Origin of the sequence: Bradyrhizobium symbiodeficiens, assembly GCF_002266465.3 — a bacterium.
Taxonomy (GTDB): Bacteria; Pseudomonadota; Alphaproteobacteria; order Rhizobiales; family Xanthobacteraceae; genus Bradyrhizobium; species Bradyrhizobium symbiodeficiens.
In genome coordinates this window covers 2,955,056-2,975,558 of record NZ_CP029427.2, presented here as the reverse complement: position 1 = coordinate 2,975,558, position 20,503 = coordinate 2,955,056, and the positions used below count along the sequence as shown (strand labels likewise).

The 20,503-nt window shown below is 64.9% G+C and carries 19 protein-coding genes and 1 pseudogene; 6 read left to right on the top strand and 14 right to left on the bottom strand.

All coding sequences use genetic code 11. The features are described 5' to 3' along the window. Positions 1-5 precede the first annotated feature (5 nt). From CIT39_RS13550 to CIT39_RS13540, 3 genes and pseudogenes are all read right to left on the bottom strand, one after another. A complete protein-coding gene (locus tag CIT39_RS13550; RefSeq protein ID WP_094974844.1) occupies positions 6-569 on the bottom strand; it encodes a cytochrome b in 564 nt (187 codons plus the stop codon). Next, positions 566-1,620, bottom strand: a pseudogene (locus CIT39_RS13545) (catalase family peroxidase). Before CIT39_RS13545 ends, CIT39_RS13550 begins: the two are co-directional and overlap by 4 nt. Before the next feature lie 291 nt (positions 1,621-1,911). Beyond that, on the bottom strand, positions 1,912-2,109 hold the full coding sequence (locus CIT39_RS13540) for a hypothetical protein (RefSeq protein WP_244607574.1): 198 nt from the start codon (positions 2,107-2,109) through the stop codon (positions 1,912-1,914). A gap of 334 nt (positions 2,110-2,443) precedes the next feature. On the opposite strand from CIT39_RS13540, the gene CIT39_RS13535 reads away from it, so the two are divergent. Both CIT39_RS13535 and CIT39_RS13530 read left to right on the top strand, forming a co-directional pair. Next, positions 2,444-2,686, top strand: a complete 243-nt coding sequence (locus CIT39_RS13535) for a hypothetical protein (protein ID WP_094974847.1) — start codon at positions 2,444-2,446, stop codon at positions 2,684-2,686. Next, a complete protein-coding gene (locus CIT39_RS13530) occupies positions 2,652-3,191 on the top strand; it encodes a hypothetical protein (RefSeq protein WP_244607573.1) in 540 nt (179 codons plus the stop codon). The genes CIT39_RS13535 and CIT39_RS13530 overlap by 35 nt, the downstream gene beginning before the upstream one ends. A 261-nt stretch (positions 3,192-3,452) precedes the next feature. Here CIT39_RS13530 and CIT39_RS13525 read toward each other — a convergent pair whose 3' ends face one another. From CIT39_RS13525 to CIT39_RS13505, 5 genes are all read right to left on the bottom strand, one after another. After that, positions 3,453-4,724, bottom strand: coding sequence for an efflux RND transporter periplasmic adaptor subunit (locus tag CIT39_RS13525; RefSeq protein WP_094974848.1), 1,272 nt, complete (start codon positions 4,722-4,724; stop codon positions 3,453-3,455). Then, positions 4,721-7,903 (bottom strand): efflux RND transporter permease subunit, encoded by a 3,183-nt coding sequence (locus CIT39_RS13520; protein ID WP_094974849.1) that lies wholly within the window; start codon positions 7,901-7,903, stop codon positions 4,721-4,723. The genes CIT39_RS13525 and CIT39_RS13520 overlap by 4 nt, the downstream gene beginning before the upstream one ends. 78 nt (positions 7,904-7,981) lie before the next feature. Further along, a complete protein-coding gene (rpoH, locus tag CIT39_RS13515; RefSeq protein ID WP_094974850.1) occupies positions 7,982-8,905 on the bottom strand; it encodes an RNA polymerase sigma factor RpoH in 924 nt (307 codons plus the stop codon). A 70-nt stretch (positions 8,906-8,975) separates the two neighbouring features. Next, positions 8,976-10,391 (bottom strand): sensor histidine kinase, encoded by a 1,416-nt coding sequence (locus CIT39_RS13510; protein WP_094974851.1) that lies wholly within the window; start codon positions 10,389-10,391, stop codon positions 8,976-8,978. 9 nt (positions 10,392-10,400) lie between these two features. Next, on the bottom strand, positions 10,401-11,081 hold the full coding sequence (locus CIT39_RS13505) for a response regulator transcription factor (RefSeq protein ID WP_162308489.1): 681 nt from the start codon (positions 11,079-11,081) through the stop codon (positions 10,401-10,403). Positions 11,082-11,573: 492 nt separating this feature from the next. On the opposite strand from CIT39_RS13505, the gene CIT39_RS13500 reads away from it, so the two are divergent. Together CIT39_RS13500 and CIT39_RS13495 are read left to right on the top strand one after the other, a co-directional pair. Then, complete coding sequence (locus tag CIT39_RS13500; protein WP_162308488.1) at positions 11,574-11,822, top strand: hypothetical protein; 249 nt, start codon at positions 11,574-11,576, stop codon at positions 11,820-11,822. 253 nt (positions 11,823-12,075) lie between these two features. Further along, the gene (locus CIT39_RS13495; RefSeq protein ID WP_094974853.1) at positions 12,076-12,444 is read left to right on the top strand and encodes a hypothetical protein; all 369 of its coding nucleotides are present in this window, start codon (positions 12,076-12,078) and stop codon (positions 12,442-12,444) included. Positions 12,445-12,616: 172 nt separating this feature from the next. Here CIT39_RS13495 and hydA read toward each other — a convergent pair whose 3' ends face one another. Genes hydA through CIT39_RS13470 form a run of 5 tightly spaced genes read right to left on the bottom strand, consistent with a single transcriptional unit; the run spans position 12,617 to position 17,394 of the window. After that, complete coding sequence (gene hydA / locus CIT39_RS13490; protein WP_162308487.1) at positions 12,617-14,026, bottom strand: dihydropyrimidinase; 1,410 nt, start codon at positions 14,024-14,026, stop codon at positions 12,617-12,619. A gap of 11 nt (positions 14,027-14,037) precedes the next feature. Beyond that, positions 14,038-14,769: a maleate cis-trans isomerase family protein gene (locus CIT39_RS13485; RefSeq protein WP_094974855.1), complete on the bottom strand. Its 732-nt coding sequence runs from the start codon at positions 14,767-14,769 to the stop codon at positions 14,038-14,040. 9 nt (positions 14,770-14,778) lie between these two features. Beyond that, positions 14,779-15,555: an ABC transporter ATP-binding protein gene (locus tag CIT39_RS13480; RefSeq protein ID WP_094896368.1), complete on the bottom strand. Its 777-nt coding sequence runs from the start codon at positions 15,553-15,555 to the stop codon at positions 14,779-14,781. Beyond that, complete coding sequence (locus tag CIT39_RS13475) at positions 15,555-16,406, bottom strand: ABC transporter permease (RefSeq protein ID WP_094974856.1); 852 nt, start codon at positions 16,404-16,406, stop codon at positions 15,555-15,557. Before CIT39_RS13475 ends, CIT39_RS13480 begins: the two co-directional genes overlap by 1 nt. Then, positions 16,390-17,394, bottom strand: coding sequence for an ABC transporter substrate-binding protein (locus tag CIT39_RS13470; RefSeq protein WP_094974857.1), 1,005 nt, complete (start codon positions 17,392-17,394; stop codon positions 16,390-16,392). The genes CIT39_RS13475 and CIT39_RS13470 overlap by 17 nt, the downstream gene beginning before the upstream one ends. Before the next feature lie 198 nt (positions 17,395-17,592). On the opposite strand from CIT39_RS13470, the gene CIT39_RS13465 reads away from it, so the two are divergent. Beyond that, a complete protein-coding gene (locus CIT39_RS13465) occupies positions 17,593-18,300 on the top strand; it encodes a GntR family transcriptional regulator (RefSeq protein WP_094974858.1) in 708 nt (235 codons plus the stop codon). Positions 18,301-18,302: 2 nt separating this feature from the next. Continuing rightward, the gene (locus CIT39_RS13460) at positions 18,303-19,052 is read left to right on the top strand and encodes an aspartate/glutamate racemase family protein (protein WP_162308890.1); all 750 of its coding nucleotides are present in this window, start codon (positions 18,303-18,305) and stop codon (positions 19,050-19,052) included. Here the strand turns inward: CIT39_RS13460 and CIT39_RS13455 are convergent. Further along, positions 19,049-20,488, bottom strand: coding sequence for an amidase (locus CIT39_RS13455; RefSeq protein ID WP_244607572.1), 1,440 nt, complete (start codon positions 20,486-20,488; stop codon positions 19,049-19,051). The two genes, CIT39_RS13460 and CIT39_RS13455, sit on opposite strands and share 4 nt — an antisense overlap. Positions 20,489-20,503: the final 15 nt, after the last annotated feature.

Below are 20,503 nucleotides of genomic sequence, written 5' to 3'. Positions count from 1 at the left end.
AGGGTTCATTCCGCCGGCGTCGTCCTGTTCCGCAGTCGGAAGAGAGCCATCGTCCCGAAGACGCCGTCGCGGCGGACCAAGGCGTGGAACAGCGCTGCCGCCAGATGCAGCAGCACGATGGCAAAGAAGGCGAAGCCCAGATAAAAATGAGCATTCCACAGCAGCGTGTGCGCGCGGTCGCTCTGCGGCAGCACCGCCGGAATTTGAATCCCGCCATACAGGACAACCGGATAGGCCGCAGCCCAGAGCATACCGAGCCCCAGCAGCGGCATGACAATCATGAAGCCATAGAGGGCGAGATGTGACAATCGCGCTCCCAGCTTGATCGCCGGCGGAAGATCCTCCGGCAATGGCGGCGCGCCGTAATGGAGCCGCAACGCCAGCCTGATCACGACGAGAACCAGAAGCGTGACACCGAGCGTCTTGTGGATCAGGATCAGCGGCAAATATGTCGGTGCCACCGTAGACACCATGCCGACCCCGATGAAGAGCATGGCAATGATGCAAGCCGCCATCAGCCAGTGCAAGAACCGCTGGACCAGGGCGAAACGATGAAGCGCTGTACTCATGGCTTGGCGGCCTCGGTTCGCGGATAGCTGCTGGCTTCGGCCGCACGCAGATCGTAGGACTTGCGGTACACCGACGAGCGCGCGGCCGGGAAAGGATCGTCTGACACCCGAATTCCCTTCGGCAGCACGGTCGGATCGAAATTGATGTCGCGGCACGGCCCGTCCCGCTCCTGTTCGATCCGCTGCACGACGAGCGTTCCGACCTGCACCGTCCGGCGGCCCTCCGGCCAGGCCTTGCTCGGGTCTGCGGTGGGATCGCCGGGATCGGCGACCGTCGTGACCATGGTCCAGCGTTGCGGGCCGGCAGTGCGGATGCGCTCCGTTATCTCCTGCTCGAGAAAATCGGGCCCGCGCTTTTCCAGCTCGGCCTGTGATATCGGTACGACCTGAGCGGCGGGGAGCAACGACCATCGCACCGTCCGCTCGCCGCCGCGTGCATCCGTGAAGATGAAACTGTTGAGCCCGTGGTAAGCGTCCTCCGCATAACTGTCGGTCCAGGGCGCCGTCTTCGCCCAGGTCGCAAAGGCGGCGAATTCCGGATTGGACTGGATGAATGCCTTCATCGCTTCCGGATCCTTCTTGCCGGACGCAATCAGCAGGTCGTGGAATGCCTGCGGCGTCGACACCGCGAAAAACGGCGGATTAATCAGCGCCATCCGCCACTCTTCGCCGTCCGCCGCGGCGATCTGCAATCCCAACCCCGCACACGCGCGGTTGCATCCACGGCGTTCGGATCTGTGGTGCCGAGATTGAAGCGGCCCACCGCCGAATACTTGCCGCGCTCAAAGATCCTGGCACGCGAGAGTTCGACGCCGTTTCCGTTCGCCTCGAAGGCTCCGGTGAAGCAGATTCCCTTGGCATGATTCCGCCGGTGCCCCAGCGGCGCGCCTCCCGGGGGCGCCAGCGCCGCGATCATCCGCTCCGGCGTGAGGCGCCCGGGCGAGAGCCAGCCTGCAGTATATGCGAAAGCGGCAGCGCCGCCTCCGAGCACAACCGCAATCAATACGAGCGAGCCGAAGCCCGAACGCGGCAAGTTGCCTGATTGCTTCATCACTTGTCCTTGTAATGCGTAAGCCGCCCCACGGACGGTCGCACGGCCCGTTCCGCCGAGCGGTGTGGGTTCCTTGTAGCCGGCGGCCACGGTCGTGATCTTCTGAAACCCAACGTCAATTTCTCGAAGGCACGTTTGGGGGTGTCCAACCAGCGGGAGGGTCTATCTGCCGCCTGGGCTCACTCGAAATATCTCGTGCGATTTGAGAATCACCTACCGGGATCGACAGACCCATCCTGCAATTGATCGCAGCTCGGAGGCTCTCCGAACGAGGCCGGCGACGTCTGCTCTTCAGCAGCCGCGGCAGATTGATCCTTCCAGCATCTTCTCGAGCCGGGCGTCTTCCTTGTCGATGGTCGGGTCCGTGCCGAGCAACGGCCCCTTCGTCACGTGGCCGCCGCCGTCCGACGCTGGAAGTGCGGTACCGAGCGAGTTCGTTCCCGGCGCGGCAGCGCTCGTACCGAGCGTACCGCCGCCACCCATCGACATATGTGATCCCATACCACCACGGGCCGACGCGGTGCCCGACAGTCCAATACAGGCGGCAACACAAACGACAGGGAATAATCTCATTGCTCACACTCCAGATGTTCACGCGATCCGCTGCACGGAAACGTACACCGGTCGCGTTTGATCACGCACAATGGCGCGAGCGTTCTGACAACCGTGACAGAATCTTCTCGTAGGAGTGATGCACATGCGTCGGGACTCTTCGACCGGAGTACCTACATGAGTCTCATCAGAACAATTCCGGAAACGCCACTAGCCGAGCAGCGATCATCGTCCGCGCCTCTCCGCACACAGCAAGTAATGGAGAATCGCTATGACTGCATTCAAGGTCTTGATCGCTGCTGCGCTGATCTCAACGGCAACGATATCGTCAGCATCGGCGGCCTGGTCTTTCGCCGACCAGGAGCCGGCAACTTTCGCATCGATGTACCCCGATCGCGACGTGCTGAATGGTGGCGCGCTGACGCCCGCCGGGCGAATGGGCCTCGAGCGACCCGGTGGGGCCGCGCCGGTTTTCACCCATGGCTATCTTCACGGCGAACACGGGCGTCGATGACGAGACGCCGCGAGCAAGCACCATCCGTCCTGCCGCCCCCATATCTTCATCTCAGCATCCCGGCGGCAGGATCGGCGATACCCCCGGCGTTGGCGCAGCGCCAGAAGCGTTGGCCGCCAACACCGTGGCAGGCGAAGCAAGATTCATCGAGACGCCTTCCATGCAAGCCGAGCTGTTCGGGCTCGGTACGACCGCGGCATTCGGATCGATGCCTGTGCCGCCGGCACCGCCGGTATCCCCAACGATCGTGCCGGGCGCGGGACTTATCGGCACTTGCGGAATCGAAAGCGGCAGAGACGCAGCGCTCGTCACCTGCCCTCCCGGCATCGAGCTGCATGCAACACTCGTACCTGTTCCTGCCGGCGCAGCCGCGGAGATCGTTCCGATAGAGCTTCCGTTCTGCCCCGTGACCGGAAGAATCTCAGCCGCCAGGCTCGATGTCGAAGCGCCCATGGCCGATACGCTCGGCGTCGCCGGTACCGGCATGGGCGATGACGACGGCTGAGCACAGGCGACCACCGTCCCCGGCGTGGTCGGGTCCGAGGCGAGCGGAACAGGCGCCAGCGTCGTATCCGGAGCACCCGGCACCGTCGTCGCGGAAAACGGGCCCGGACTGTTGAGCGGCGAAATCACGATCGCACCCGGCACTGTCGGCAGATCCATTGCCGTGCTGCCGGTCGTGGCGACCTGTGCCTGGCCCGGAGAGAATCCGAGCAGAAAAGCTAACATCGTGCCGAGCGCAATCCGCATCATCTCTGTGGAGCCCCTAGCTGACTTCGGTCTTGCGAACGGTGACCTTGCTGCCTTCTGCCAAGCTGACCGAAGGATTGAGCACGACCTGATCGCCGGGATGCACACCGTCGCGCACTTCCACCGTGGTGCCGAAGTCTCTGGAGATCGAGACCTGCTGAAATTGAACCGTGCCGTTCCGCACGACTACGACATGAAGGCCGTTTTGATCGAAGACGAGCGCGTCGGAGGGGATCGTCATCGATGGCGTCCTGCGCGGGATTGATAGTTCGACGGTGCAATAAATGCCGGGACTGAGCAGGCCATCGGGGTTGGGCACGTCGATCTCGGTCAGCAGCGTCCGGCTCCCCGGCTGCAGCGCAGTTGCGATCCGCGTGACCTTGCCCGCAAACGTCCGCCCCGGAATTTCGGGGACGCGGATCTCCGCATCGACGCCCGGCGCAACGCCAAACGCTTCGTCCTGAGGCACGAACACCTGGGTCCGGATCACGTTGGAATGCATCAGCGTGAACATGAAGGTGGAGCCTGCCTGCACCAGGCTGCCATTGTCCACGTTACGCTGGGTGACCACACCGTCGAACGGCGCCACCACACGCTGGTACGACTTCTCCTGCTGGAGGACGCGGATCTGCGCCTGCTGCGCAGTGATGTTCGATTGGGCGACCCCCACCGCGCCTTGCTGCGCGCGCAGGGTGAGACGATCATTGTCGCCCTGTTGTGCCGTCAACCAGCCCTGCTTGACGAGATTGCTGTCGCGCGAATTGGTGACGTCGGCGAGCTCCCGGCTTGCCTGCGCCTGCTGAAGCGCGGCCTGGTCCTGCGCCAGCGTCGCCTGCGCCTGCGCGATCTGCTGATCCAGCTCGGGCGCGGTGATTTCCGCAAGGAGGTCGCCCTTCTTGACGCGATCACCGATATCGACGTAGCGCTTCTCGATATAGCCGCTGGTCCGCGCGAAGATGTTGGCCGCCTCGAATGCGGTCGTCGTCGCCGGCAAACTCACCTTCATGATGTCGCCGCTGGGCTTGACTGTCGCCACCCGCACTTCCGGAACGTTGGTCCGCACCTGCTCTGCCACCGCGGCAACGACACGCGCGGCCTCGTAGTGCCGCCAGGCTCCAATGCCGAGACCGCCGGCGAGCAGCAGGAGCGCACCTCCTCCGAGCAATGCTCCGCCGTAACGCCGGCGGGATCGCGGACCCTTGCTCGGCAACTCCACGACCCGGAGGCTCTCTGCCCCCGGGCGGTCTCTCGCCTCGTCGTCATCAGTCTTTGCACGAACATCGCTCATTCCGGTTGCTCCTCGAATACGCCGTGGCGAGGCTTGCCGTCATTGCCCTTGCGCAGCATGGCAAAGAGATAAGGCACGATCAGCAAGGTAGTCGGGGTTGCGAACAGCAGGCCACCGATGACCGCCCGCGCGAGCGCCGCATTCTGCTCCTCGCCGGGCCCGCCGATCGCCATCGGGATCATGCCCACGATCATCGCGGCCGCTGTCATCAGCACAGGCCGGATCCTCGTTCGGCCCGCGCTCAGCGCCGCCTGGAAGGCCGAGTGTCCCTTCAACTGCTCGTCACGCGCGAACGTCACGAGCAAGATGGAATTTGCGGAGGCAACGCCGATCGCCATGATGGCACCCATCAGCGAAGGCACGTTCAGCGTGGTCCCGGTGATGAACAGCATCGTCACGATGCCGCAGAATGTCGCCGGCAGCGCCATGATGACGACGAAGGGATCGCCGAAGTTCTGGTAGTTCACGACCATCAGCAGATAAACCAGGATGGCCGCGAACAGCAGCCCGATTCCGAGATCGCGGAACGACTGATGCATGCTCTGGATCTGTCCCAGAACCTGAATGGAATTGCCCGGCTGAAGCTGCTTCTGCAGGGTGGACGTCACCTTCTCGATGTCGGCTGCAACGCTGCCGAGATCACGACCCTGCACGCTCGCATAGACGTCGTACACCGGCTGGACATTGGCCTGGTTCGAGTTGGTGGGAACGGTGCCCCGCTTGAAGGTGGCGACATTGCTGAGCAGGCCGGGCACCGTCTGCCCGCTTGCGGCAAGGGAGGCCGACACTGGCGTGTTGCCCAATGCGTTTAGCGAATTGGCCCTGTATTCAGGCGTCTGCACGGCCAGATAATAAGGGATGCCTGACGTCGGATCCGTCCAGAAATTCGGCGAGACCTGTGAGGACGAACTGAGGCTGACATTGATATTGGTCGCCACCGTGCTCGCATTGAGGCCGAGCTGCGCGGCGCGGGTGCGGTCGATGTCGGCGTAGAACGCGGGAGCATCCACTTCCTGCTGCAGATGCGCATCAACCACGCCGGGGATCGCCGCGAGACTCTTCTGCAGCTCCTTGGCCACGGCCAGGTTGTTGTTGCCGTAACCGACCGTGCGGACATCGATCTGCGCTGGAAGACCGAAGTTCAGGATCTGCGTGACGATATCGGCCGCCTGGAAATAGAAGGTGTCCTCCGGAAATGCCGAAGGTAGCACCTGCCGCAGCTTCCTGACGTAATCCGCGGTCGGCTTGTGCCCGTCCTTCAGCGAGACGAGGATGGTGCCGTCGTTCACCCCGATGGTCGAGCCATCAGTGAATGCGAGATTGTAGGCCCGCGCGGGGAGTCCGATGTTGTCGACGATCAGCGCCCGGTCGCGCTCGGGAATGACCTCGCGGATCTTGTCCTCGACAGCCTGGAAAATCGCTTCCGTGCGCTCGATACGCGTGCCCGCGGGCGCGCGAACGTGCAGCTGGATCTGGCCACCGTCGATCAAAGGATAGAAGTCCCTGCCGACATAGACGAACATGGTGGCCCCTAGCGCCAGCACCAGCACGGCGACAACGGGCACGACGACGCGATGCCGCAGCAACGCCAGCAGGAGATCGGAATAGCCATCGCGCAGGCGCTCGAACCCGCGCTCGAACATGGCCGAGGCGCGCGCGAAGACGCCCGACGGGCGTTCGCCCTCGCCATGGCGCCGCTCGCTCTTGAGCAGCAGGCCGATGGTGATCGGCGTGAGCGTGCGCGACAGCCCGTAGGACGCGAGCATCGCGAACACCACGGCGAGGCCGAGCGGCGTGAACAGATACTTGGCCGGCCCCTCCAGAAACACGACCGAGGTGAACACGCAACTGATCGCGAGCGTCGACACCAGCGTCGGCACCGCGATCTCGGCCGCTCCGTGCAGGGTTGCCTCCGACAGCGGCATGCCTTCCTCCGTCCAGAGCCGGTGCGTGTTCTCGATCGTCACCGTCGAATCGTCGACAAGGATACCGACCGCGAGGGCAAGCCCGCCGAGCGTCATCGTGTTGAGGGTCTCGCCGAGGAAATACAGGACGATCAGCGAGGACAGCATCGCCAGCGGGATCGAGATCAGGACGACCAGCGTCGACCGCCATGATCCCAGGAACACCAGGATCATCAGCGCGGTCAGGCCCGCCGCGATCGCACCCTCGCGCAGCACGCCATCGACCGAATGGGTGACGAATATCGACTGGTCGAACAGCTCGTTGATCTTCAACCCCGCCGGGGCCGACGCGCGGATCGACTTCAGGGCCGCCTTCACGCCGTTGACGACAGCGAGCGTTGACGCATTTCCGTTCTTGATGATGCTGAGCAGGACGGCGCGGTGGCCGTCCTCGCGCACGATGTTCTGCTGGACCTGGGCGCCGTCGCGGACCTGGGCGACATCCTTCAGGAAGATCGTGGCTCCGTTCGCGAACTTCACCGGAATCATGTTGAGATCGTGGATCGTGGCCGGCGTCGCATTGGTGCGAACGGTGTATTGGGTGTCTCCGATTTTGGTCGTACCGGTCGGCAGCGTCAGATTCTGGGTGTTCACCGCATTGACGACGTCGAGCGGCGTCAATCCGCGCGACAGCAGCTTGTTCGGATCGAGATCGACCATGATCTGGCGGTATTTGCCGCCGGCGGGTGTGGGCAGAGTCACGCCCGGTACGGGAGCCAGCTGCTGGCGGACGCGGTAGATGCCGAAATCGTAGAGCTGCTGCTCGTTAAGGCTGTTCGACTCGAGGCTGAGCTGCAGCACGGGCACGCTGGACGCATTGAACTGCACGATGATCGGCGGCTGGATGCCCGGCGGCATCAGGGCACGGATAGCGTTGGTCGCCGAGACGATCTGCGAGATCGCGAGATCGAGATTGACGTCCGGCTGGAAGTAGATCTTCTGAACGGACAGGCCGTTGAGGGTCTGCGCCTCGATATTCTTGATGCCGCTGACATTGGCGCTGATCGAATACTGGCTGTAGGTGCTGACGCGCTGCTCCATCTCCGGCGTCGACAACCCGGTGTAGCTCCAGATGACCGTGACGACGGGAATCCTGATCTCCGGGAAAATATCGGTGGGCATCGAGCGGATCGCGAGGCCGCCGAGGAACAGGATCAGCGCAGCGAGCACATAGAATGTGTGCGGAAGCCGTAGCGCGAAGCGAACAATTCCCATGGTGGTCTGCCTGGAGTGAGTTAAGTGGGGCGTCGGACAGGTGAGGACGCTCGAAGCCCCGTTCAATTGAAAACGAATTCAGACGCCACACACGGCGGACCGTGGCGCATCCTGCGCGGCGAGCGTGACGGCCCGCTTGACCTTGGCGAAGGCGCGAATCTCGATCTGTCGAACCCGCTCGCTGGAGATGGACAATTCGCGGGCCAGCCGATCGAGCGTGACGGGGCATTCCGTCAGCCGCCGTGCCTCGAAGACGCGACGTTCCCGCGCCGCAAGCCCGCCCAGCGCAACCCGCAAGGCTTTGGCACGCCGCTCCGTCTGCTCGTGATCGGCAAGCAACGTCTCGGCGTCGATCGCCCCGTCGACCAGCAAGGCTTCCAGGTCGGTTCCGCCATCTTCGCCACCGACGGGCGCGTTCAGCGACAGGTCACCGTTCAGCCGCACGTCCATCTCGATCACTTCACGCGCCGTCACCTCGAGCTTCCCGGCAATCAATTCGGCGACGTCAGGCGTGAGCCCCGACATCACGTTGCCGGTGGCTTTCCTGATTTCGCTGCGGAGCTTGAAGAATAGCTTCTTCTGCGCGGCCGTCGTCCCGATCTTGACGAGGGACCAGGACCGCAGGATGTACTCGTGAATGGCGGCCCTGATCCACCAGACCGCGTAAGTGGAGAAGCGCGCGCCACGACCGGGTTCGAAGCGTGACGCCGCGATCACGAGGCCCAGATTGGCCTCGGCGATCAGATCGACCATCGGAAGGCCGTATCCTTTGTAGCCCCGCGCCAGCTTGGCCGCGAGCCGGAGATGGCTGGTGACGAGCGCGTCCGCCGCGCTCCGATCCCCGGTCTGCTGCCAGCGACGCGCGAGCTGCTGCTCCTGACCCGGCTCGAGAAGGTCGTAGCGCCTGATGGCCGCGGAATACGCGCTGAGGAACGGCGCCGGCACCGGCGAGACCGGCATGGCCGGGAGATTTTTCCTCGTAACTTCGTGGCTAGTCTGCATCCGTCACTCCCACGTTCCAGGCCGGCTGATCGATCTCGAAAGCATCGCGCATCGTTTTGGTCCATCCCATCTAATCGGAGTCGGCGTGCACTAACGTCCGCGACCGGCGGGTGACGGCCCTGCCCGTCCGTCCGATCCGGGCAAGGATCTCGATCTGCCCACCGGGAGCGGGACCGATGATCAGCCGAAAGCCGTGCAGCTTGACGATGGCGGCGACCAGGCTCAGTCCGAGCCCGACGCCGGGCGTGTTGCGCATCGTGTCGGAGCGATAGAAACGGCGCAGCACCGCCTCACGCTCCTGCTCGCTGATGCCGGGGCCGGTGTCGCGGACGCGCACGAGCGCCGTATCGTCCTCCGCCTCCAGAGCGAGCTCCACCCGTCCGCCCGATGGCGTGAACTTGACGGCATTGTCCACGAGGTTGGCGACGGCCTCGAACAGCAGGTCGCGGTCGCCCCAGACCTGCACATTGCGCGCGATGACGACACCGAGCCCGATGAGCTTGTCCTCGGCGATGGGCTCGTAGACGTCGCACACCTCCCGCAGGATCTCGTCCAGCGCGACCTCGCCAAATCCGGCCATGCGGCGGTTGTTCTCGATCTCGGTCAGGCGCAGCAGCGCCGTGACGATGGCGAGCGACTGGTCGATCCCGGCCATGGCCTTGTCGGTGATGTCCTGGAGTTCCTCCAGCGTCGCCGCATGCGTGCGCCCGCGCTCCAGCGCCAGGCGGACACGCGTGAGCGGCGTCCTGAGGTCATGGGCGATGTCGTTGCCGACGCCGGCCAGCGCGTTGATCATCGTCTCCATCTCGTCGAGCATGCCGTTGACGATCGCGGCCAGCCGCGCGAACGGATCGTCCGTCCCGCCCTCCGGGAGCCGCTCGCGCAGCTCGCCGGCGACGATGCGCTGGACCCGCTGGTTGACCTCCTCGACCCGCTTCTGGGCACGGGCGCTCAGCCAGGCGCCGGCCACTAGGCAGAGGCTGAAGGCCGGCAGCAGGCCGAGGGCCAGGGCTTCGCCCACGACGCTCGATATCTCGCGCGTCTCGTCGACGTTCCGTCCCATCACCAGCACATCGCCTCCATCGAGGCGCCTGCCGATCGCCCTGACGACCGGAACCTGGACTGCCGGTCTTCCCTTGAGATCGAGCCGCACGCCCTGCACCGCGCCACCCAACCCGAGTTCGCGCGGCAAATGGTCGATGTTGCCGGCAAGCCTGATGCCGGCGGCATCGAACAGTCCTGCGTACTGCACACCCCTGGAATCCTGCTCGAGATGATCCGCGATCGCACTGATGCGGCGGGCCGGCGGCAGGTCTGCGATGAAATGGATCTGCGTGGTGATCATGCGATCGGATCGCGCGATCAGGTAGTCGTCGAGCTTCCAGTAGACGAACGTGAACAGGGCGACCACGAACAGCGCGAAGGCGGCCGCCACGGCCAGGGCCCAGAGGAACGTGCTGGAGCGGATCAACCGGACCTGATGCATCTTGCGTTCCTATTGCCGCGAACGCAGCACGAAGCCGGAGCCTCGGACGTTGTGGATGAGCTGCACCTCTCCTGGACCGTCGACCTTGTGACGGAGCCGGCCCATATGCACGTCGATCAGGTTCGTGGTCGCCGGGACGAACTTGTAGTTCCAGACCTCCTCGAGCAGCATCGCGCGCGTCAGCAACTGATCGTTCCGGCGCATCATGTATTCGAGCAGCCGGAATTCGCGCGGCAGCAGGTCGAGCTCGCGATCGCCGCGTCGCGCCGTCCGCTCGATCAGGTCGAGCTCGAGCGGCCCGGAATGCAGGATGGTCTTACGGTCGTCGGTCGGGCGGCGCAGCAGCGCCTCGATCCGCGCGACCAGCTCGATGATCGCGAACGGCTTGGTGAGATAATCATCTCCGCCCATGCGCAATCCGCGTACCCGGTCGTCCACCGCACCGAGCGCACTCAGCACCAGCACGGGCGTCCTGAACTGATCCTTGCGCAGCGCCTCGATGACGGTCAGTCCGTCCATTTTCGGCAGCATGCGATCGACGATCATGGCATCCGGGCTCGACCTGCGCGCACGGTCGAGACCGTCGACGCCGTCGCCAGCCCATTGCACCTCGAAGCCGCGATCGGTGAGCTCGGCGACAATCGCCTCGGCAGTCTCGGTGTCGTCCTCGATCAGGAGAATACGGTTCATGATCCTCGTTCCGCGCTCCGCGCGGCGCTTTGGCACGCGGTGAGGAAGCGTGGGCTCAGCGGCGCACGGCGTCATGTTCGGTGTCCGCACGCGCCGGCCCCGCCGCCCTGACGCCGCCTGAAGCCGGCCACTCGCTCTGATGCGAGATAGGCTTGCGGCGCGGGCGCTGCCATTGAATTCCAGTTCATGTTGCGGACGGCTCGCATCACGAGCAGCGCCAATGCAACGAAGGTGCATGTTGCCGATGTCGTGATCATCTTGCGGGCTCCGCATTCGAACTGGGCTGGATCGAACATATGCCCTCAACGCACGCGTTGTAGTTTCAGGGGCCACGGATGTTATCCATTCGCACGATCGCGGTTGTTACGCCGCATCGGCTCACAGGTCGTTGAACTGCGGTGAGCAAATCGTGCGTTTGAATCGTGTGTGGTCGTTCACACGTCAACGGCGAGCCGACATGGTTCGGCCTGATGTCATCAAAGGAGAGAGCGAATGACCAAGTCAAAACTGTTGTCGATGGGACTGATCGCAGCCGCCATGCTCGGCGGCCCCGTCATGGCGCGCGAGCAACATCGCGTCGTGCGGCAACCCGCGGTACAAGCGGATATGATCGCGACGACTGCGCCCTTCGATTATCCGGGCGAACGCGCCTGCATGCCAGCACCGCGCGTCGGCGCCTTCGCCACCGCGCCGTGGACCGGAAACAACGTGCCGTGCGAGCCGGGTACCGGCAGCCTCTGATCGCCGCACATCGAATGACAGGGAGCGGGCTGGTCCATTCAGCCCGCTCCTTGCGCGCACGCCGCCACCACGCGCGGCGCAGTTACCTTCGCGAGCAGCGCGGCTCATACATGACGCCGAATTCAGTTGGATTTCCGTGCATCGCTCCTACCTCTCATGCATCACACGCCCAGTCATTAGCAGCCTCGCGCGCAGCACGAGGCGTCGGCGACTTCCGGGATGGTTGGGCAGCTCAACACGAGAGGAGTTTTCCATGAAACGGGCCATCATGATTTTGGCAACAGCAGCCCTCGCTTCGACGCTGGCCATCGGCGCGGCAGACGCGCACGGCGGCGGCGGTGGCGGCCACGGCGGGTTTGGCGGCGGCTTCGGCGGAGGCGCACATGCGGGCTTTGGCGGCGGCGCGCATTTCGGCGGCATGGGCCACGCGGGAAGATTCGGCGGCGGCGGCGCCCGGTTCGGTGGCGAGCACCTCGGCTTCGGCGGCCATATCGGCGGTCTCCGCCAGCACGCATTCCACCGCTACGGCCGGCGCGGATATGGATTCTACGGCGCCTATCCGGACTGCTATGACTGGTACGAGCTGCATCCCGCTCAGGCATTGCCCCTGAGCTGCAGCTAGCCGCGCGCGCACGGCGCCGATCGGTCCGGACCTTACCACGTCATGGGACGGATCGATCGAGGCAGCGCGGTTTCATCGCGGGACTGTCGGCATGTGTTGTGCAGAAACACGCAGTTTCGCGTTCTCGCGGCCCGTTTCTCCCGAGATTTTCTTGATCGCTCATCCTCAATTGTCAGATCAGGCTCGACTTGCCGCGGCTGAGCACCTCGCCCGCGCCCTTGTCGCCGACGATCTTGCCCTGTTCGTACACGACCCGCCCGCGGGCGATTGTGGTGACCGGCCACCCAGTGACGTCGAAGTCTTCCCAGGGCGTATAGTCGGAGCCGTGATGCAGATCGGCCTGACGGATCTTCTTCGTCAGCTTCGGGTCCCACAGCGCGATGTCGGCGTCGAAGCCGACGCCGATCGAGCCCTTGCGCGGATAGAGGCCGTAGATCCGCGCGTGGTTGGTCGCGGTCAGCTCGACGAATTTCTGCAGGCTGATCCGCCCCCTCGAGACGCCTTCGGAGAACAGGATCGGCAGCCGCGTCTCCACGCCGGGAATGCCGTTCGGTACCCAGCGGAACGAAGTGCGTGCATTCGGCGTCAGCTTGCCCTTGGGATCGTCGTAGCGGAACGGGCAGTGGTCGGACGAGAAGGTCTGGAACACGCCGGTCGTGATGCCTTCCCAGATCGCCTGCTGGCTTTCGACGTCGCGCGGCGGCGGCGAACAGACATATTTCGCGCCCGTGATGTCCATGTTCAGGCCCTTCATGTCGTCGGCCGTCAGCGTGATGTATTGCGGGCAGGTCTCGGCATGCACCGGCAATCCGCGTTGCTGGGCCCAACGCACCTGCTCCATCGCCTCTCGGCCCGAGACATGCACGATCATGATGGGAACGCCGATCACCTCGGCATGGCTGATGGCGCGATGCGTCGCCTCACGCTCGACAGCCTGGGGCCGCGACACGCCGTGGTAATACGGCGCGATCTGGCCTTCGCGCTCGAGCTTGCTGGTGAGAAAGCGGATCGCGTCATAGCCCTCGCAATGGACCATCACCAGCGCCTCCTCGCGGCGCGCCACGTCGAACACTTCCAGCAGCTGGCTGTCGCTGAGCACGAGATCGTCATAGGTCATGAACACCTTGAACGAGGTGTAGCCGTCCTTGACGAGCGCCGGCAGCTCCTGCCCGAGCACGACCGCGGTCGGATCGGAGATGATGAGGTGAAACGCGGTGTCGATGTAGCACTCGCCCTCGGCGAGCTTGCGGTAGTTCTCGACGCAGGTGCGGAGCGACGTGCCTTTCTCCTGGAGCGCGAAGGGCAGCACCATGGTGTTGCCGCCGGCTGCAGCCGCGCGCGTCGCCGACGCAAAATCGTCGGCCATCACGACGTCGGGGCCGGAGGGCTGCGAAATGTGGACGTGACTGTCGATCCCGCCCGGCAGCGCAAGCAATCCCGTCGCATCGATCTCGCGCGCGGCGCCCTTGACACGGTCGGCGATGCTGACGATTCGGCCGTCGCGAATGCCGATATCGGCGCGAAACTCGTCGCTGGCCGTCACGATGGTGCCGCCGCGAATGGCGAGATCGAGCTGGGTCACAGGCGCCTCCGTTACTTGTTGACCGCTGGTGTCTGGAAGATCCGGCCCCACGACGCAAGAGTCGTGACGTCGCCGCCGGCGAGCGCAAGCGTTCGCCACAGCGTCACCGCCACCGAATCCAGCACGGCGATGTTCAACTCCCGTTCGAGTGAGGCCGCAAGCGCGGCGCCGTCGAGATTGGTGCAGAGAATGACGATCGCGTCGGCGCCGTCCGCCGCGACCGCGCGGATCATGTCCGCGATGGTCGCAGGCGGGACCTCGCCGAAGGAGAAATTATCGCGCAGGCCCAGATGCCGCTCGGCATGCGGAGCGATGCCGTCTGTCGCCCAGACGTCGCCGATTCGCCGCTGGACGTCGTCGGTGTAGGGCGAAACGAGGCCAACGCGCTCGGCACCGAGCGCACGTGCAGCATCGATGCAGGCCAGCGTAGAGGTCGTCGCCGGCACGCTCGTGCGCGCGGTGATCGCCTCGCAGAGGCTCCTGTCACGGCCGATACCGAGCCAACTTGCCGAAGTGCCATTCCAGGCGATGGCATCGACCTTGGCATCGGCCAGCAGGTCCGCCGCAGGCAGCATCACGGAGGCGTCGAACTGGTTCAGCGCCGCGGCATCGAGCGCAATCTCGGTGACGCGGAAGCGCGAGAAATGCGCGGTGACATCAGGCACGCCATGCAGCATGGCGCTGGTGACGGGCTCGAGCACCGAGTTGGAGGACGGCGTGATCATGCCGAGACGCTTGCGCATGGCCTTACCTTACGACGCCTGCGCAAGGCGCGTCGACTCCTCCCGGATCAGGGAGAGGATGCGGCGCTTTGCGTCATTGAATTCGGGACTGGTGATGTCGCGCGGACGCGGCAAGTCGAAATTGACCGCCTCGCGGATGCGGCCGGGCCGCTTCGTCATCACCACGATCTTGTTGCCGAGCACCAGCGCCTCGTCGACGCTGTGGGTGACGAAAACGATGGTGCAGCGCCGCTTCTGCCAGATCGCGACCAGCTCCTCCTGCATTTCGAGCTTGGTCTGGGCGTCCAACGCCGCGAACGGCTCGTCCATCAGGATCACGCTCGGGTTCATCAGCAGCGCACGGGCGATGCCGACGCGCTGGTTCATGCCACCCGACATCTCGGAGGGATGGTGGTGCTCGAAACCGCGCAAGCCGACGAGATCGATGAACTCCATGGCGCGATCGTGCCGCTCGGCCTTGCCGACGCCCTTGAGCTTGAGATGGAAGGCGATGTTGTCGATCGCCGTCAGCCACGGCATCAGGGTCGGCTGCTGGAACACCACGCCGCGGTCGGAGCCCGGCCGCTCCACCTGCTTGCCGTCGACCAGCGTCCGGCCGGACGTCGCCTGCTCGAAGCCGGCGATGATGTTGAGCAGGGTCGACTTGCCGCAGCCGGACGGACCGAGCAGGCAGACGAAGTCGTTGGCCTCGATGTCGAGATTGATGTTGTCCAGCGTCAGCAAATCGCGGCCGCGCCGCTTGTCGGAGAACACCTTGACGATGTTGCGTAGCTCGATGGCCGCCATCAGCCTGCCCTGCCCTGCACGGTGGTCGTCCGCTGCCAGCGCAACGCGCGCGCCATGATCGCCTTGAGCCCGAGATCGGAGAGATAGCCGAGCAACCCGATCGAGATCATCGCCGCGATTACGATGTCGTAGCGCAGGAAATAGTATGAATCCCAAAGCACGTAGCCGAGGCCGCTCTTCACCGCCACCATTTCGGCCGTGACCGTCAGCATCCATGCCGAGCCGACCGCGATGCGGAGACCGGCGAAGATCGAGGGGAGCGCCGCCGGCAGCACGATATCGGTCAGCATCTGCCGCTGGTTCGCGCCCATCATCGCGCCTGCGCGCACGAGATTGTGGTCGACCGTCTTCACGCCGTGGATGCTGTTCATCAGTACGGGAAAGAAGGCGCCGAGGAAGACCAGGAAGATCGCCGGCTTGTCGGCGATGCCGAACCAGATGATCGCCAGCGGAATCCAGGACACCGGCGGTATCGGCCGCAGCATCTGGAGCGTCGGCTCCAGCGTCTTCTCGAACAGGCGCGACCAGCCGATCGCGACGCCCGCGAGGATGCCGAGCAGGCTTGCCAACGCGAAGCCGCCGAACACGCGCAAAGCGCTGGCGAGCGCATCGCGCAGCCAGTGACCGGAATAGGTCTGCGTGGTCTCGTCGAAGCCGAACACCCAGTCGCCGAGCGCATGCAGCACCGCGCTCGGCGCCGGCAGGAGCGCGGGCGGAAGCACGCCGCTGCGGGCAAAAGCCTCCCAGCCCGCGATCAGCAGCGCAGGGACAATGAGGCGTTCGAGCCCTTGGAACACCCGCGTCAGCCGAAAGGCTGGCCTCGCGGGCGAGACGTCAGTAACCGAGGTCATTCTTGGCCTTTCCCGTGGCCTGCCCCAGGAACGAATAGTCCATGTTCTTCTCCGCTTCCGCGGAGACGTCCTTGGAGATGTATTTGAGATCACGCATCATCGCGGCGATCGCGAGCGTCTGCGACCGGTGGAGCGCGGGATCGGGCGAGGCATTTTTCAGCGCCTCGGTTGCTACATTCTTGTCGAGGCCGGTGAGCTTGTTGATGACGTCGATCCACGGCGCCTTGTCGGCGATCAGCTTGTTGTCGAGCTCGACCACGGCGCTGACGACGCCCTGAACGCCGGCGCGCTGGCTCGCGATCACGTCGGAACGGGTGACGATCAAGTTCGTCAGATTGCCCGCGGCCTGGTCGTACGGCAGCACGAAGTGCTTGCCGGCGCCGGCAAGCCGGATCTGCGAGGCGAACGGCTCGACCGAGCAGATCATGTCGACCTCGCCGCGCTGCAAGGCCGCGAGATGGTCGGACGGATTGGGGATGTTGATGAACTGGACGTCCTTGTTGGGATCGACGCCCTGCTTGAGGAATGCGCCGCGCATGTGGATGTCCTGCGCATTGCCGCGGGAGGCCGCGACCTTCAGCAACTGACCGTCGCTCTTGCCCTTGGCAACGATGGCCTTGAACGCGGTCCAATCATCAGGCGGCAGGTTCAGCTTCGTGGAGGAGAGACATTCCGAGCCGCCGTTGATCTGGCCGGACACGGCGACGACGTCAAAGCCCTTGTCGAGCGCGGTGACGTAATGGAGGTAGGTGACTTGCGCGACGTCGATACTCTTGGAGATCAGTGCGGTGAGCACATCGTTGCCCGAGTTGAAGCCGGTGGCCTCGACCTCGACGCCCTTCGCCATACCCGGGATCAGCGACATCGGCAGGCAGTGCGCGCATTTGGCGTAGCCGAGCTTGATCTTCGCGGTCTGCGCAATGGCGAGGTCGCCCCCGCCGAACATCGCTACCATCACCACGAGGCCCAGTCGCAAACTCGTCCGCATCGCTCACTCCGTTTCGAAGGCGCGAGACCTCGCGCGTCTCGGGAGATCATCGGTCGGCCTTCGCGGTAGTGCAACGGTGATTCTGCATGCTGCATACAATTTGCGCGCTATGCCATTGTTTTCAGCGACATGCGACGGTATTTTGGGCACGCCAAGCGGCCGGAAACGGCTAGGATGAACTGAAGCAACGAGGCGCGCGTGCAGCAGAAGTCGGAAACCCCGAAGGGCCGAAAATCGCCCAAACTCAAGAGGATGGGCCTGCATGAGCGCGCCGCCGCGCGGATGCGGACGATGATCATTCGCGGCGAGCTGGCGCCGGGATCGCAGACCCAGGAGACCAGGCTATCGAAGGAGCTGGGCGTGTCGCGTACTCCCCTTCGTGAGGCGATGAAGGTGCTCGCGGCCGAAGGGTTGATCGAGCTTCGCCCCAACCGCAGTCCGCGCATCGCCGACATCGCAGTCGCCGGCATCTCGGAGCTTTTCGAAGCGCTCGCCGGGATCGAACGTCTGGCCGCCGAGTTCGCCGCCGAGCGCGCCACCGAACGTGACCTCGCCCGCCTGCGCACGCTGCAGACCCGGATGGAGGGTCATCATCGCAACGGCAAGCTCGACGATTACTTCGCCATCAACGGCGAAATCCACAACACCATCGTCCGGATGGCGCGCAACACGCCGCTGCGCGAAGCGCACGAGACGCTGATCTCCCGCGCCGAGCGCGCACGCTATCTGGCGCTGGGTGCCGACAAGCGTTGGAGCAATTCGGTCGACGAGCACGCCGGCATCCTCGCCGCCCTCGAAGCGCGCGACAGCGAAGCCGCAGGGCGCCTGCTCGGCGCCCATGTCCGGCAGACCGGCACCGCGCTGCTCGAGACGCTCGCTCCCAAACCCAAGCTGACGGCGGCGTGACCATGAAGCTGCTGCTGCTCAACCCCAATACCAGCGCGGGGGTCACCCAGTTGATGACGGATGTCGCCCAGCGCGCCGCCGCGCCCGGCACCGAGATCGTCCCCTGCACCGCGACGCGCGGCGTGCCCTATATCGCGACGCGCACCGAGGCGCAGATCGGCGGCGCGATCGCGCTGGAGATGCTGGCCGAGCAGCACACGAAAGTCGACGCGGCCATCATCGCCGCCTTCGGCGATCCCGGCCTGTTCGCCGCACGCGAGACCTTCGATATTCCCGTGATCGGCCTTGCGGAAGCCGCGATGCTGACAGCCTGCATGGCCGGACGGCGCTTTGCCATCGTCACTTTCGCGCAGGCGCTGGGGCCCTGGTACGAGGAATGCGTCCGCGACCACGGGCTGCGCGAGCGCTGCGCGGGCATCCGCATGCTCGACACGCCGTTTCAAGCGATCTCCGAGGTCGGCACCGAGAAGGAGGACCTTCTGGTCGAACTCGCACAGCGCGCCATCGTCGAGGATGAGGCCGATGTGCTGATCTTTGCAGGTGCGCCGCTCTCGGGTCTTGCCGAGCGCGTCGCCGACCGGATCCCCGTTCCCGTCGTCGACCAGGTCGTCGCCGCCGTGAAGCAGGCCGAGGCACTGGTCGCGTTGCGCCTGCGCAAGGCCACCGCGGGCACGTACCGCCGGCCCGCTGCCAAACCCACCATCGGTCTTGCCGGCGCGCTCGCCGCCCGGCTCGAGCATCGCGACAGCTAGGGGAGCTTCGGCCGACGATGCGAAAAGCCCAATTCGTTTTCGATGGCACGGCCAAAAGCAAACAGGCGGGATTCGCAGCCCGGTGGGGCGATGATCTGGATGCCGAAGGGCAGCTGATTTTCCCCTCGCCGCACCGGCAAGGTCAGGACCGGACAGCCGACCAGCGACACGATGAAGGTGACGGCGAGATAGTCGATCGGCGTTTCCAGGGCTGCGCCGTCGATCGCGGTGACGTCACTGATCTCGTTCGGCCAGGGGAATACCGACGCCGCCGGCGCTACCAGGAAATCGGCACGCGCGAACAACTCGCGAAAGCTGCGGTAGATCGCGGTGCGCCGCCGCTCGGCGTTGAGGTAATCCTCCGCCGAGAGCTTGGCGCCCGCCTCGATATTCCAGATCACGGTGGGCGTGAGCTCGCCGCGGCGCGTTCTGAGCAACTCGCCATAGCTGTTGGCGATGTGCGCGGCACGAAGAGTGCGGAAGGTCTCGATCGCGCCACCGCAATCCGGCGAAGACGAGACGATTTCGGCGACACGCGCGAGCGCTTCGCAAGCATCGGCAAAACGAACGCGGACATCGCGCGAAACCGGCGCAACACCGAAATCAGGCGTGACTGCGATCCGGGAACGTCCAACCAGGGGACGATGGTCAGTGACGACACCGGTCGAGAGCGGGTCCTGCGCATCGGCGCCAGCGCAGACCGACAGCGCCAGTTCGAGATCATCGACGCCGCGAGCAAGAAAGCCGTGGCTGGCCAGCATGTCCCAACCGAGCGGCCGGCGCGGCGACGGGATACGGCCAGGCGTCGGCCGGATCGAGGCCACGTCGCAGAAGCTTGCGGGGGTGCGCACCGAGCCACCGAAATCGGTGCCGTGCGCGACCGGCACCATGCCGGCCGCCACCGCTGCGGCGGAGCCGCCGGACGATCCGCCGGAGGTCAGCGCTGGATCGAACGGATTGCGCGTCGGCCCGCACAATTTATTGGTGCAGACAGCGCCGAAGCCGAACTCGGGCGTGTTGGTCTTCCCCAGGATGATCCCACCGGCGCGCCGCAGCCGCGCGACCACGAGATCGTCCTCGGCCGGCACGTGATCGCGAAACAGCACCGATCCGTAGGTGGTCGCAAGCCCCGCGGTGTCGGTGAGGTCCTTGATCGCGACGGGCACCCCATGCAGTGGACCGCTCGGCGCAGCCGCCGCGTCGCAGATGTCCGCCGCACGGCGGGCACCCTCCGCATCAACGGTCACGAACGCCGCCAATTGCACGTCCACGAGTGCAATCCGCGCCAGATGCGCCTCGACGGCGTCACGCGAGGACAGCTCGCCCTTGGCAATGGCGCGCGCGAGGGTTGTGGCGGTGAGGTCGCAAATCGATTGATCCGAGGTCATCGGACTACAATGCCAAAACGCGCCGCAAAAAGCGACCGCGCCGGGCACGAGACTTGCTTTCTC

What these genes read in the sequence shown, in the direction of transcription:
- CIT39_RS13550 (WP_094974844.1), bottom strand. Translation starts at nt 569, where the DNA reads ATGAGTACAGCGCTTCATCGTTTCGCCCTGGTCCAGCGGTTCTTGCAC.
- CIT39_RS13540 (WP_244607574.1), bottom strand. Translation starts at nt 2,109, where the DNA reads ATGTCGATGGGTGGCGGCGGTACGCTCGGTACGAGCGCTGCCGCGCCG.
- CIT39_RS13535 (WP_094974847.1), top strand. Translation starts at nt 2,444, where the DNA reads ATGACTGCATTCAAGGTCTTGATCGCTGCTGCGCTGATCTCAACGGCA.
- CIT39_RS13530 (WP_244607573.1), top strand. Translation starts at nt 2,652, where the DNA reads ATGGCTATCTTCACGGCGAACACGGGCGTCGATGACGAGACGCCGCGA.
- CIT39_RS13525 (WP_094974848.1), bottom strand. Translation starts at nt 4,724, where the DNA reads ATGAGCGATGTTCGTGCAAAGACTGATGACGACGAGGCGAGAGACCGC.
- CIT39_RS13520 (WP_094974849.1), bottom strand. Translation starts at nt 7,903, where the DNA reads ATGGGAATTGTTCGCTTCGCGCTACGGCTTCCGCACACATTCTATGTG.
- rpoH (WP_094974850.1), bottom strand. Translation starts at nt 8,905, where the DNA reads ATGCAGACTAGCCACGAAGTTACGAGGAAAAATCTCCCGGCCATGCCG.
- CIT39_RS13510 (WP_094974851.1), bottom strand. Translation starts at nt 10,391, where the DNA reads ATGCATCAGGTCCGGTTGATCCGCTCCAGCACGTTCCTCTGGGCCCTG.
- CIT39_RS13505 (WP_162308489.1), bottom strand. Translation starts at nt 11,081, where the DNA reads ATGAACCGTATTCTCCTGATCGAGGACGACACCGAGACTGCCGAGGCG.
- CIT39_RS13500 (WP_162308488.1), top strand. Translation starts at nt 11,574, where the DNA reads ATGACCAAGTCAAAACTGTTGTCGATGGGACTGATCGCAGCCGCCATG.
- CIT39_RS13495 (WP_094974853.1), top strand. Translation starts at nt 12,076, where the DNA reads ATGAAACGGGCCATCATGATTTTGGCAACAGCAGCCCTCGCTTCGACG.
- CIT39_RS13485 (WP_094974855.1), bottom strand. Translation starts at nt 14,769, where the DNA reads ATGCGCAAGCGTCTCGGCATGATCACGCCGTCCTCCAACTCGGTGCTC.
- CIT39_RS13480 (WP_094896368.1), bottom strand. Translation starts at nt 15,555, where the DNA reads ATGGCGGCCATCGAGCTACGCAACATCGTCAAGGTGTTCTCCGACAAG.
- CIT39_RS13475 (WP_094974856.1), bottom strand. Translation starts at nt 16,406, where the DNA reads ATGACCTCGGTTACTGACGTCTCGCCCGCGAGGCCAGCCTTTCGGCTG.
- CIT39_RS13470 (WP_094974857.1), bottom strand. Translation starts at nt 17,394, where the DNA reads ATGCGGACGAGTTTGCGACTGGGCCTCGTGGTGATGGTAGCGATGTTC.
- CIT39_RS13460 (WP_162308890.1), top strand. Translation starts at nt 18,303, where the DNA reads ATGAAGCTGCTGCTGCTCAACCCCAATACCAGCGCGGGGGTCACCCAG.